This window comes from Burkholderia sp. Ap-955 (genome assembly GCF_011753045.1).
Classification (GTDB): Bacteria; Pseudomonadota; Gammaproteobacteria; order Burkholderiales; family Burkholderiaceae; genus Burkholderia; species Burkholderia lata_D.
The window spans coordinates 41,767-54,963 of record NZ_VWWH01000046.1 but is presented as its reverse complement, the minus strand read 5'-3'; the positions used below and the strand labels follow the sequence as shown (position 1 = coordinate 54,963).

The 13,197-nt window shown below is 69.6% G+C and carries 11 protein-coding genes; 10 read left to right on the top strand and 1 reads right to left on the bottom strand.

Annotation, left to right across the window (positions count from 1 at the left end):
- Nucleotides 1-2,342 (bottom strand): AAA family ATPase (locus tag F3J15_RS22760; RefSeq protein ID WP_166894204.1); only part of this gene is annotated, 2,342 nt, incomplete at its 3' end.
- 243 nt (nt 2,343-2,585) lie between these two features.
- Between F3J15_RS22760 and F3J15_RS22755 the strand changes: the two genes are divergently transcribed.
- From F3J15_RS22755 to F3J15_RS22710, 10 genes are all read left to right on the top strand, one after another.
- Entirely contained in the window at nt 2,586-3,530 is a 945-nt protein-coding gene (locus F3J15_RS22755; protein WP_166894202.1) for a universal stress protein, read from the top strand.
- Between the two features lie 18 nt (nt 3,531-3,548).
- Nucleotides 3,549-4,529: a quinone oxidoreductase gene (locus F3J15_RS22750; RefSeq protein ID WP_069247975.1), complete on the top strand. Its 981-nt coding sequence runs from the start codon at nt 3,549-3,551 to the stop codon at nt 4,527-4,529.
- A 10-nt stretch (nt 4,530-4,539) separates the two neighbouring features.
- Nucleotides 4,540-5,388 (top strand): TauD/TfdA family dioxygenase, encoded by an 849-nt coding sequence (locus F3J15_RS22745; RefSeq protein WP_089445645.1) that lies wholly within the window; start codon nt 4,540-4,542, stop codon nt 5,386-5,388.
- Nucleotides 5,389-5,506: 118 nt separating this feature from the next.
- The gene (locus F3J15_RS22740; protein WP_166894200.1) at nt 5,507-6,562 is read left to right on the top strand and encodes a 3-keto-5-aminohexanoate cleavage protein; all 1,056 of its coding nucleotides are present in this window, start codon (nt 5,507-5,509) and stop codon (nt 6,560-6,562) included.
- Nucleotides 6,563-6,723: 161 nt separating this feature from the next.
- The gene (locus F3J15_RS22735; protein WP_166894198.1) at nt 6,724-8,052 is read left to right on the top strand and encodes an MFS transporter; all 1,329 of its coding nucleotides are present in this window, start codon (nt 6,724-6,726) and stop codon (nt 8,050-8,052) included.
- 16 nt (nt 8,053-8,068) lie between these two features.
- Nucleotides 8,069-8,644, top strand: coding sequence for an alpha/beta fold hydrolase (locus tag F3J15_RS22730; protein ID WP_166894196.1), 576 nt, complete (start codon nt 8,069-8,071; stop codon nt 8,642-8,644).
- Nucleotides 8,645-8,951: 307 nt separating this feature from the next.
- On the top strand, nt 8,952-10,118 hold the full coding sequence (locus tag F3J15_RS22725) for an extracellular solute-binding protein (protein ID WP_166894194.1): 1,167 nt from the start codon (nt 8,952-8,954) through the stop codon (nt 10,116-10,118).
- A gap of 49 nt (nt 10,119-10,167) precedes the next feature.
- Nucleotides 10,168-11,247 carry an ABC transporter ATP-binding protein gene (locus tag F3J15_RS22720; protein ID WP_089445650.1) on the top strand — a complete coding sequence of 360 codons (1,080 nt, stop codon included), beginning with the start codon at nt 10,168-10,170 and terminating at the stop codon, nt 11,245-11,247.
- A gap of 37 nt (nt 11,248-11,284) precedes the next feature.
- A complete protein-coding gene (locus tag F3J15_RS22715; RefSeq protein WP_069247982.1) occupies nt 11,285-12,157 on the top strand; it encodes a sugar ABC transporter permease in 873 nt (290 codons plus the stop codon).
- Nucleotides 12,157-13,089, top strand: coding sequence for an ABC transporter permease (locus F3J15_RS22710; RefSeq protein ID WP_089483953.1), 933 nt, complete (start codon nt 12,157-12,159; stop codon nt 13,087-13,089). Before F3J15_RS22715 ends, F3J15_RS22710 begins: the two co-directional genes overlap by 1 nt.
- The last annotated feature ends 108 nt before the right edge of the window (nt 13,090-13,197 follow it).

Genomic DNA, 13,197 nt, shown 5'->3' with positions numbered 1-13,197 from the left:
CGCGTCAGCCCGAAGAGATCCGCGAGGTTCATCGCCTCATCGAGCAACGCGCGGCCGCCGCCGCCCGACTGTTCGCGCGCGAACGCGCTGAGCGCCATGATCTCGATGCGCGCCTGCCCCATGCTCATTTCGCGGGCCAGCACGGCGGCTTCGTCGAGCGCCGCGCTCGCGTCGTCCCAGCGGCGCGCGGCCAGCGCGGCACCCGCGTGCGCGGTCGCCTGCAGCAGCACGACGGGGCGCCGCCACAGCGGCCCATGCGATGGAAACTCGGCCGCGGCGATCGCATCGATCCGCTCGACGAGCGCGTGGCAGGTCGCCTCGCGATAGCGCGCCGCGTGAATGCGCACCTGTTCGGCGAGACTCGCGACCGACAGGCGCGGCAGGCGGCGCGCGACGCCCATCGCGTCGAGCGCTTCGAGCAGGTCGATCGCGCGGTGCTCGACGCCGCGCAGCAGCGCGATGCGCGCGGCGGTGCGATAGCCGAGCAGCACCGTGTCGGGCGTGCCGGAATGTTCGAGCACGTCGAGGCGGTTCGCGAGCAGCGCGGCGGCCTGGTCGACGCGGTCGGCTTCATACGCGAGCGCCGCGCACATCGCCGCGAGCATGCACGTCAGCGGATGGCGGCGCCCGAGATCGGCCTCCGCACGCGCCAGTGCCGGCGACAGCGCATCGTCGGCCAGCCGGACCTGGCCTTCGCGCAGGTAGCTCAGGCCCGTGATCAGCTCGCCCCAGCGTGCGACGTAGCCGAACCCGGCCGCCGTCTCGCCGCGCGGCGCGGCGTGCTGGAAGCGGCGCGCCTGCGCCGGTTCGCCGACGATGATCGCGCGCGCCGACAGACGGTTCGCATGCATTTGCGCGAGCCATGTCGCCGCCGGTGGCGTGAAGTCGGCCCACGGTTCGAACAGCTCGACGAAGCGATCGATTTCGTCGGCGTAATACGCGGCCGCACTGAGGATCAGCGCGCATTCGTAGCGCATCGCCGCAGGCGTGCCGGAATCCGCGAGGATACCGGCGATCTGGCGTTGCGCCTCGACATGGCGCTCGCCGAGCGCCAGCGCCCACGCCACCGCGACGCGCAGCGTCGGGCGCTTGTCGAGTTCCGCATCGGGCAGCAGCGCGAGCCAGTCAAGCACGTCGTTGATGCGGCCCTGCTTGATCGCATCCTCGAGACAGCGCTGCGCGAGCGCGTACGCCACCTCGAACTGGCCGGCCGCATACGCGTGACGGGCGGCTTCCTCGGTCATCCCGTGCGTGTCGAGCCACGCGGCCGCACGCGCATGCAGCGCGCTGCGCTCGGCTTCCGGGCCCGCGGCCAGGCGGTCACGCAGCGTGTCGCGCACGAGTGGATGCAGCCGGCACCAGTCCGAATCGTCCGACGCAATGAACAGCGGCGTGTCGCGCGCGAGCCGTGCGAGACGGTCGGGTGCGTCTGCGTCGTCGAGTAGCGCGGCGCACAGCGACGGATGCAGGCGATCGGCGACGCTCGTGCGGGTCAGGAACGCGGTGTCGTCGGCCGACAGGTTCGCGAGCAGCAGCTCGACGAGCCGGTCGCGCGTACCGTCCACGCGAGCGGCGAGCGCGTCGACCGCCTGGCGTGGGTCGGCCGAGCGCGCCATCGCGGCCATCGCGAGCTGCAGGCCGAGCGGCCAGCCGTCGACGCGTTCGAACAGCCGCGCGCACGCGTCGGCGTCGACCCGCTGCGCAAAGCGCGCGCCGACCAGCGCAATCGTCTCGTCGAGCGTGAAACGCAGCCAGTCGGGGCCCGCGAGCGTGCATTGCCCGCCGGCGAGCAGATCGCCGGCCACGTGATCGAGCCCGCGCCGCGCGGCGACCACGACATGCAGGTTTTGCGGCGCGTTGTGCAGCACGTAGGTCAGCGCATCGAGGCCGGCGGGCGGCAGCCGCTCCGCATCGTCGACGATCAGCAGCGCATCGATCGACAACTGCGCGACCTCGGCCAGCCACGCGGTCACGCCCTCCAGCGTACGCGCCGCGTCCGCCGCGCCGACCGCGATCAGGCGCCCGAAGCCGGGCCGCGCGCAGCCGGTCCGCACCGCCTGCACGAGCCCTTGCAGCAGCCGCGCCGCATCGTCGCGCTCGTCGGCCGACAGCCATACGACCGCGCGGCCGAGCGAGAGGGTTTCGCGGCGCCATTGCGCGAGCAGCGACGTCTTGCCGTAGCCGGCCGGCGCCTGCACGAGCGTGACCGGCCGGCCGTCGAAAGCGGGCGCGGCGAGGCTCAGCCGCGCGCGGGCCAGCAACTGCGCCGGCACGCGCGGCGCGGTCGTCTTCAGGACCAGTTCGGTGGGAGGCGCGTCGGCGCGATCGGGTGGGTGGGCCATCGGGGCAGCAGTCGGAATCCGGCGGTGCCGTGCGGGCCAGCGTCCGGGGTGGGTGTGGGGGGAAGGATCGGTCGAACCGCGTTCACCCGTCAATCCCCCCCGCGACGAGTGGGGCCGCACCGGCACCGCATCGATAGCATGGGTTCCGATGCATGACGAACACCACGAGGAGCCCACCCATGAAGATCGTATCGACCGGCACGCGGCGCAGCGCGCCGCTCGCCGGATAAGCGGAGCGGCACGATGTACCGCCATCTGCTCGTGACGGTCGACGGTTCGCCCGGCGGCATCGATGCGATCGGCCATGCGCTCGAGCTGGCGCGTGCGGTCGGCGCCCGGGTCACGTTCATGCTGACCGGCGCCGCGCCGGACTCGCGTTTATCCGGAGCGCGGCTGCCGGAGCACGGTGCGAAAGTGGAAGCCGCCGCGCGGGCGCAGGGGTTGTCCCATGCGATCGCGGGGGCCGGCCAACCGGGGGCCGGCCATCCGGCGGCGGCCGGCGGCGCAGCACCCGGCGTGCTGGCGGCCGAACTCGGCTGCGACCTGATCGGCGTCGCGGCGCTGCCGCACGATGCCGATGCGGCGGCCTGCGCGCAACGGCAGCACCTGCTCGCGACGAGCGGCGTGCCGGTGCTCGTGTGCACGTCGCGGCGAACGCCTGCCGAGGCGCGCGTGATGGCACGTTGCCTCGATGCGCATCGTGCGGTCGAAGGGTGGCTGCATGCGTTGATGGCCTCCGGCGCTGACTCGAACGAGCCGCAGCAGCAGATGATCGACACGCAGGATGCGCTGACATCGCTCGCCGCGCTGCAGCGCGCCCGGGTCGGCACGGCCGCCGAAGCGCGCCTCTTCGCGGCATTGCGCGTCCGTGCGGAGTGCGTCGCGGCCGAACTGGACGAACTCGACCGCCAGCGGCAGCGCGATGCGCAAGCGCTCGATGCGATCCTGCGAATCGCCGCGGAAGGGCTGCCGTCGGCCGCGTTCGACATGGCGCTCGCCCGCTATGCGCACGGCGCGTTCGAGCAGATGGGACGGATGGAAGGCGTGATTTTCCCGGCCGCGCGGCGCTATCTCGGCGACGCGGACTGGGCCGGACTGGATGAATCGCTGGCGGACGGCGCAGCCGCGACGCCGCCACGCGTGAACGAACCGAACGAACCCGACGATGCGCGACGCGCGTCCGACTGACACTTTACGGAGAACACCATGGCACATGCAGTGCGATTCCACGAAACCGGCGGCCCCGAGGTCCTGCGCTGGGAGGAAGTCGACGTCGGCGACCCGGGCCCCGGCCAGGTGCGCCTGCGGCACGACGCGGTCGGCCTGAATTTCGCCGACACGTATTTCCGCAGCGGCCTGTATCCGGTGCCGCTGCCTGCCGGCCTCGGCGTCGAGGCGGCCGGCGTGGTCGAAGCGGTCGGCCCCGGCGTGACGAACGTCGCCGTCGGCGACCGCGTGACCTACACGGGCTTCCTGAACACGCTCGGCGCGTACAGCACCGAACGGCTGATTCCCGCCGCGCCGCTCGTGCGGCTGCCGGCCGGCATTTCATGCGAAACGGCTGCGGCGATGACGATGCGCGGCCTGACGTCGGCCTACCTGCTGCGGCGCATCCATGCGTTCGCACCGGGCGACACGATCCTGCTGCATGCGGCCGCCGGCGGCGTCGGGCTGATCGTGTCGCAATGGGCGAAGCTGCTCGGGCTCACGGTGATCGGCACGGTCTCCAGCGAGCACAAGGCCGGAATCGCCCGCGCGCACGGTTGCGACCATACGATCGACTACAGCCGCGAGGACGTCGCGAAGCGCGTGCGCGAACTGACGGACGGCGCGGGCGTCGACGTCGTGTTCGACAGCGTCGGCAAGGACACCTTCGAAGGCTCGCTCGATTCGCTGAAGCGGCGCGGGCTGATGGTGTGCGTCGGCACCGCGTCGGGCCCGATCCCGCCATTCGATCCGCAGCGCCTCGCGATGAAGGGTTCGCTGTACCTGACGCGCCCGGCGCTGGCCGACTACATCGCCGATCCGGCCGAGAAGAACGACCTGGCCGGCGAACTGTTCGCCCACGTCGCGGCCGGCCGGATCCGGATCGAGATCAACCAGCGCTACGCGCTGCAGGACGCCGCGCAGGCGCACCGCGATCTCGAATCGCGCAAGACGACCGGTTCGTCGGTGTTCATCGTCTGAGGAGACGCGCATGCGAGTCGAACCCCTGACCTGCGCGATCGGCGCGGAACTGCTGGATGTGAGCCTCGCCGACGCCGTGCACGACGACGGCCTGTTCGCCGAGATCCGCGCGCAGCTGCTCCGGCATCGCGTGCTGTTCCTGCGCGACCAGGACATCACGCGCGCCGAGCACGTCGCGTTCGCGCGCCGCTTCGGCGAGCTCGAGGATCATCCGGTGGCCGGCAGCGATCCCGAGCACCCGGGACTCGTGCGGATCTACAAGTCGCCCGACCAGCCGAACGACCGCTACGAGAATGCGTGGCACAGCGATGCGAGCTGGCGCGTGGCGCCGCCGTTCGGCTGTGTGCTGCGCTGCGTCGACGGTCCGCCGGTTGGCGGCGACACGATGTGGGCGAACATGGTGCTCGCATACGAGCGCCTCCCGGAACACGTGAAGCAGCAGATCGACGACTTGCGTGCACGCCACAGCATCGAGGCGAGCTTCGGCGCGGCGATGCCGATCGACAAGCGCCTCGCGCTGAAGGCGCAGTACCCGGACGCCGAGCATCCGGTCGTGCGCACGCATCCCGAAACGGGCGAGAAGGTGCTGTACGTGAATGCGTTCACCACGCATTTCACGAACTTCCACACGCCGGCGCGCGTGCGGGTCGGGCAGGACGCGAATCCCGGCGCCGGCCAGTTGCTGCAATACCTGATCAGCCAGGCCATGATCCCCGAATACCAGGTGCGCTGGCGCTGGAAGAAGAACAGCGTCGCGATCTGGGACAACCGCAGCACCCAGCACTACGCAGTGATGGACTACCCGCCGTGCGTGCGCAAGATGGAGCGCGCGGGCATCGTCGGCGACGTGCCGTTCTGAGCGCGTCGGCCCCGTAACCGGTCCGCACCCCTGAACCACGCGCCGGGCCTGCCGCCCGGCGCGGCGGGATACGCACGCCCGTACGCCCGCAATACAACGATTTCCACTGGAGGACGACATGCAATTTCTCGACGATTCGCTGCACCCGGAAAACCAGGACAAGGTAGTCATCACGGTCGCGCCGTACGGCCCCGAATGGATGCCGGCCGATTTTCCGGAAGACATTCCGGTGACGATGGACGAACACGTACAGAAGGCCGTCGACTGCTACAACGCCGGCGCGACTGTGCTGCACATGCATGTGCGCGAGCTCGACGGCAAGGGCAGCAAGCGGCTGTCGAAGTTCAACGAACTGCTCGGCCGGCTGCGCGAGGCGGTGCCCGACATGATCCTGCAGGTGGGCGGCTCGATCTCGTTCGCGCCGGAAGGCGAGGGGGCTGACGCGAAATGGCTGTCCGACGACACGCGCCACATGCTCGCCGAGCTGACGCCGAAGCCCGACCAGGTGACGGTCGCGATCAACACCGTGCAGATGAACATCACCGAGCTGATGAACCGCCAGGACATTGCCGGCACGTCGTTGAACGAGGCCGCGTACTGGGATGCGTACCGCGAGATGACCGTGCCGGCCGGCCCGGGCTGGGTCGACGAGCACCTGCGCCGCCTGCAGGCGGCCGGCATCCAGCCGCATTTCCAGCTCACCGGCATGCACGCGCTGGAGACGCTCGAACGGATCATCCGCCGCGGCGTCTATCGCGGCCCGCTGAACGTCACGTGGGTCGGCATCGGCGGCGGCTTCGACGGCCCGAATCCGTACAACTTCATGGAATTCGTGCGGCGCTGCCCGGACGGCGCGTGCATCACGTTCGAATCGCTGATGAAGAACGTGCTGCCGATCAACACGGTCGCGATGGCGCTGGGCCTGCATCCGCGCTGCGGGATCGAGGACACGATCATCGACCAGAAGGGCAACCGGATGACGTCGGTGCAGCAGGTCGAGCAGTGCGTGCGGATTGCGCGCGAACTCGGCCGCGACATCGCGACCGGCAAGGAGGCGAAGGCGATCTACAAGATCGGCGTGCAGTACGACGGCATCGACGAGACGCTGGCGCACCTCGGGATGGCGCCGAACCGCCGGCCGGGCCAGGCGAACGTGCCGCTGCGGGCCGCCTGACGCATCGCGCATCCGGGTAAGCGGCCGTGACGGCCGCTGCCCGCCGATCGTTGTGGCGTGGCACCCACCCCTGCGCAGCGCGCGGGAGCGGACTCCGGTCAACGGAGCGGGGCCACGCAAGCCGCGCCGGAGCACGACCTCCGGCGCCGGAGGAGACACGCATGCTGATCCATCATGTCGAGCCGTCGATGCAGGACGTCGCCGCCGCCGGCCGGCGTGCGCCCGCCTATGCGTGGCTCGTGTTCGGGCTGACCGTCGGCCTGCTGCTGTCGGACTACATGTCGCGGCAGGTGCTCAACGCCGTGTTCCCGCTGCTCAAGCACGCGTGGGCGCTGTCGGACACGCAGCTCGGCTCGCTGTCCGGCGTCGTCGCGCTGCTGGTCGGGCTGCTGACGTTTCCGCTGTCGGTGCTCGCCGACCGCTTCGGGCGCGTGCGCAGCATCGTGCTGATGGCCGCGTTGTGGAGCGTCGCGACGCTCGGCTGCGCGCTGTCGACGAACTACGCGGAGATGCTCGTCGCACGCGGCCTCGTCGGGCTTGGTGAGGCCGCGTACGGCAGCGTCGGCGTCGCGCTGATCCTCAGCATCTTTCCGGCACGGCTGCGCGCGACGCTGACCGGCGCATTCATGGCCGGCGGCGCGTTCGGCTCCGTGTTCGGGATGGCGCTCGGCGGGCTGGTCGGCGCGCATCTCGGCTGGCGCTGGTCGTTCGGCGTGATGGCCGCGCTCGGCATCGTGCTGCTCGTCGGGTATCGCTGCGTCGTGACCGAACGGCGGCTCGCCGCGTATCGCATCGAACCGTGCCGGCGCCACGCCGGCGCACCGCGCGACCTGCGCGGCAACGTGCGCGCGCTGATGTCCGGGCTGTTCGCGTCGCGTTCGGTGATCTGCGCGTATCTCGGCAGCGGGCTGCACCTGTTCGTGCCGGGCGCGCTGTTCGCGTGGCTGCCGAGCTACCTGAACCGCTACTACGCGATGGCGCCCGACCGCGCGGCCGTGCTCGCGGCCGGCTTCGTGCTGCTCGCGGGCGTCGGGATGGTCGGCTGCGGGATCGTCACCGACCGCGTCGGCAAGACCGACGGCAAGCGCAAGTGGCTGACCGCGATCGCGTATTGCGTACTCACGGGCGTGTGCCTCGCGATTGCGTTCCGGCTGCCGCCCGGGTCACTGCAACTCGCGCTGATCTGCGCGGGGATGCTGGTCGGCGCGGGCGCATCCGGTGCGTCGGGCGCGATGGTCGCGAACCTGACGCCGGCCGCGATCCACGCGTCGGCGTTCGCAACGCTCACGCTCGCCAACAACCTGCTCGGCATGGCGCCGGGCCCGCTGCTGACGGGGTGGGTCGCCGATCGTGCCGGGCTCGTCGGCGCACTGCAATGGATTCCCGTCGTGCCGTTCATGGCCGCCGTGCTGTTCGCGATCGGACGCGCGAGCTACGTGGCCGATCTCGCGCGCGTCGAACGCGACCGGCGCGCGTCCCACCTTTCCTGAACGCTTCGGAGACTGCATGACCCTGACGACCACCCCCACCATCCTGATCGTGCCCGGCTTGCGCGATCACGTCGAAGACCACTGGCAGACGCACCTCGAACGGCGCCTGCCGAACGCGCGCGCCGTCGCGCCGCTCGAAGCCGACAAGCTGAGCCGCGCCGCGCGCGTCGCGGCGCTCGATGCGGCGCTGGCCGCGATCGACGGCCCCGTGATCCTCGTCGCGCACAGCGCGGGCGTGATGATTACCGTGCACTGGGCGCGCCAGGCCACGCGCAAGATCCACGGCGCGCTGCTCGCGGCGCCGGCCGATCTCGAGTCGCCGATGCCCGCCGGTTATCCGGCGCCCGATGCGATCGCCGCGAACGGCTGGACGCCGGTACCGACCGGACGTCTGCCATTTCCGAGCATCGTCGCCGCGAGCCGCAACGATCCGCTCGCGCGTTTCGAACGCGTCGAGGCGCTGGCGGCCGGGTGGGGCAGCCAGCTCGTCGATCTGGGGGAGGTCGGGCACCTGAACCCGGCGTCGGGATATGGCGAGTGGCAGGATGCCGAACAGCTGATCGGCGAAGTGGCCGCACTCGGCGCCGCCTGACTGACCGAATATTCCCGCCTTCCGCGCGCCGCGTGCCCGGCGCGCGCCCCGTCACCGTCGGGTCGCGACGCGGCCCCGAACCGATTCCATTTCGCTTCCCGCCGAGATACGACGTCTTAACACGCGGCACAATCGACACGGCACGGCTTCCCACCAGTGATTGACACGCAAATCGTCAACAACCGGAAGGTGTTTGTCAGGGAAAGTCCCGCCCCGCACGCCGTGGTTTTTTGTTGACCGACATCGTATAACGCCGTCATGATTTCCTGAAAAGAAAGGTCCCATCCACCGACCGAAGTGAGGAGACATGAACGCCACCACGATCGCTCGCCGTGTCCGCCGGATCACACTCGCCCTGGGCTTCACGCTGTCTGCCGCGGCCGCCGTTGCCGCCCCCGTCTCGTTGAACATCGTCGATGTCGCGGGCAACCTGCAGCTCACGCAGAAGGCCATCGAAGCCTTCAAGGAAAAGAACCCGAATCTCGTCTCGAACGTCACGTTCACCAACGCGCCCGCGCCGCAGTTGCCGGGCAAGATCAAGGCGATGCAGGCGGCGGGGCGTGCCGACATCGACCTCGTGCTGACGGGCACCGACGCGCTGGCCGCCGGCATCGAGCAGAACCTGTGGCAGAAGCTGCTGCCCGACGACGCGGCCGCGTTTCCCGGCGTGCTCGACAAATACGCGCCCGGCCCGCGCAAGATGCAGGATCTCGCGCAGGGCTACGGCCTCGAGGTCACCTACATGCCGGCCGGCCCGCTGCTCGAATACAACCCGGCGAAGGTCAGCGACCCGCCGAAGACGCCCGATCAGTTGCTCGCGTGGTGCAAGGCGCACCCGAACAAGCTGATCTATGCGCGCCCGGCGAACTCGGGCCCCGGCCGCACGTTCCTGATGGGGCTGCCGTACGTGCTCGGCGACAAGAATCCGCAGGATCCGATCAACGGCTGGGACAAGACCTGGGCGTTCCTGAAACAGTTGAACGACTGCGTGCCGTACTACCCGGGCGGCACCTCGGCGGTGATGAAGGAACTCGGCGAGGGCACGCGCGACATGACCGTGACCGTCACCGGCTGGGACCTCAACCCGCGCGCGCTCGGCATCGTGCCGGCCGAATTCAAAATCCAGGCGTTCGACAACATGACGTGGGTCAACGACGCGCACTACATGGTGATCCCGAAGGGCGTGCCGAAGGAAAAGCTCGACGTGCTGTTCAAGCTGATGAGCTTCCTGCTCGAACCGGCGCAACAGTCGATGACCTACGACGACGGCTACTTCTATCCGGGCCCGGCGGTGAAGGGCGTGACGCTCGAGATGGCGCCCGCGCACAGCCAGGAGGTGGTCCGCAAGTTCGGCCGCCCCGAGTACGCGAAGCTGCTCGCGGATCGCCCGCACGTGCAGCCGCTCAGCGCGCAGGCGATGGTCGCCGCGTTCCAGAAGTGGGATCGCGAGATCGGATCGCAGAAGTCGAAGTAACGCATGGACCGGCGGGCGCCGCGGCGCCCGCGTCGATGGAGTTCGCGCAATGAAGCACAGTTTCGAACGACTGCGGCTCGATGGCGTGTGCCGCAGCTTCACCAATGCGGAAGGCGCACAGGTCGCCGCGCTGAACGGGCTCGATCTCGAGATCCGGCGTGGCGAATTCATCGCGCTGCTCGGCCCGTCGGGCTGCGGCAAGTCGACCGCGCTCAACTGCATCGCCGGGCTGCAGCCGCTCACGCGCGGCGGCATCTGGCTGGACGACACGCGCATCGACGTGCTGCCGCCCGAGCGGCGCGGCTTCGGGATGGTGTTCCAGAACTACGCGCTGTTTCCGCACATGTCGGTGCTCGACAACGTCGGCTTCGGCCTCAAGATGCGCGGCGTGCCGAAGCAGGAAACGCGGCGGCGCGCGCAGCAGGCGCTCGAACTCGTGCAACTCGTCGGCCACGAGGGCAAGCTGCCCGGGCAGCTGTCGGGCGGGCAGCAGCAGCGCGTCGCGATTGCGCGCGCGATCGTGATCGAGCCGCCGCTCGTGCTGATGGACGAGCCGCTGTCGAACCTCGATACGAAGCTGCGCATCGAGATGCGCGCCGAGATCCGCCGTATCCACACGCAGCTCGAACGCGCGACGATCTATGTGACGCACGACCAGGACGAGGCGCTGTCGATGGCCGACCGCATCGTCGTGATGAAGGAGGGCGTCGTGCAGCAGGTCGCGACGCCGAAGGACGTCTACACGCGCCCGCACAACCTGCATGTCGCGCGCTTCATGGGCTATCGCAACGTGCTGCCGTTCACACTCGAAGGGATGGCCGGCGATTACGTGAGCGTCGCGGCCGGTGGCGTTCGCGTCACGGGCGTGCCGATGGCCGGCTTCGACGCGAAGGAGGTCGTGGTCGCGCTGCGCCCCGACGACATCGAGCGCGCGGACGAGGGCGGCGACAACACGTTCGACGCGACGGTCGAAACGGTCGAGTACGGCGGCCGCGATTCGCTGATCCGCGCGGTCACGCCGTTCGGCCCGATCTGGGCGCGCGTCGCGGGCGAATTCACGGAAGGCGAGTCGCTGCGGCTGCGCGTTGCGCCGTCACGCACGCTCGTCTACCCGGGAGCGCCGACATGAGCGGCGCAGTCGCGGCGCGGTTACACCAGGAGGCCGCATGAGCACGTTCGCGTCCGGCGGCACGCCGCGCGACGCGAAAGCCTGGCTCGTCACCCCCGCGCTCGCGTTCATCGTCGCGCTGTTCATCTATCCGTTCGCGTACGGCCTCGTGCTGTCGTTCCAGCCGATGAACGGCGGCGGCGCGCTCGCGAACTACGTGCAGTTCTTCACCGACACGGCGATGTGGCCGACCGTGCTCGTCACGCTGAAGCTCGCGGTGCCGGCGACACTGCTCAACGTCGGCATCGCGGTGCCCGTCGCGTTCGCGCTGCGCCGCAACTCGCCGTACCAGAAATTCGTCACGACGCTGCTCGTGATTCCCGTCACGCTCGGCACGGTGCTCGTCGCCGACGGGATGCTCACGTATTTCGGGCCGAACGGCTGGTTTCCGCAGGCGCTGCAGGGGCTGCACCTGTACACCGACGAAGTGCGCCTCACGCACAACTACTGGGGCGTGCTGCTGTCGCTGATCGTGTCGGGTTTTCCGTTCGCGTTCCTGCTTATGCTGTCGTACATCAGCGGCATCGACCCGACGCTCGCGCACGCAGCGGCAACGCTCGGCGCGAACCCGTGGCAGCAGTTCCGGCAGATCTACCTGCCGCTGCTCGTGCCGGGGCTGACGATGGCCGCATGCCTGTCGTTCGTGCAGGCGTTTTCGGTGTTTCCGTCGGCCGTGCTGCTCGGCGCGCCGGCCGGGCCCACGCGCGTGATCTCGATCGCGGCGGCGGAAGCCGCGTTCGAGAGCTACGACTATTCGCTGGCGTCGGCGATCGCGATCGTGATGGGCTTCGTGCAGTTGCTGGTGGTCGCGTCGATGCTGGGCGCGCGCCGCTTCTTCTATACGGGCGCGGTGACGGGAGGCAAGGGCTGATGGCGACCGACAACCATGCCGCGCGCACCTGGCCGCCGAAGCACGACACACCCGACGCGCCCGATGCGCGCCCCGTCGATGCGAGGAAACCGCAGAAGATGACAAGCAATCTCGCCGGCCGCGCATGGAAGGCGCTCGTGTGGGGGCTGATGGCGTTCTTCCTGCTGAACGTGATGCTGCTGATCGCGACCGTCGCGGTGAATTCGATCGCGACCCGCTGGTTCGGCACGCCGCTGCCGCAAGGCTTCACGTTGCACTGGTATGCGAAGGCGTGGGAGGACTTCCAGCTCGCGAGCGTGCTGTGGGTGACCGTCGAGGTCGTCGGCGCGGTCGTGCTGCTGTCGATCGCGCTCGGCGTGCCGGCCGCGTATGCGCTGGCGCGCGTGCAGTTTCGCGGCAAGCGCTTCGCGCTGCTGGTGTTCCTGCTGCCGCTGATGGTGCCGCCCGTCACGTACGGGATCCCGATGGCCACCGTGATGTACAAGGTCGGGCTCGCGGGCACGCTGCCGGGCGTGATCCTCGCGAACCTCGTCCCGGCGCTGCCGTTCGTGATCCTCGTGATGACGCCGTTCATCGAGCAGATCGATCCGAATCTCGAGTCCGCCGCACGCATCTTCGGCGCGAACACGTGGCGCTATTTCCGCTACGTGCTGCTGCCGCTGCTGGTGCCCGGCATGCTCGCCGCCGGGTTGCTCGTGCTGGTGCGCACGATCGGGATGTTCGAGCTGACCTTTTTCACGGCAGGGCCGAGCACGCAGACGCTCGTCGTCGCGCTGTATTACGCGGTGTTCTCGACCGGCGTGCGCGCGCCGCAGTCGATCGACGCGATGGCGATGATCTACATGGCCATCACGCTCGTGTGGGTCGTGATCGCGCTGCAGTTCGTGAGCCCGACGCAGCTCGTCAGCCGCGTGAAGCAGGAGCGGCAGTAGGCGAGGGCGATGCACGGGCACGCGATGCCGCTTGCGCCTCCGTGCAATTGGTTACAAATGGATACCGCGCACCGCGCGCGGACGTTGCAGACTACGCGGCGTTCACCC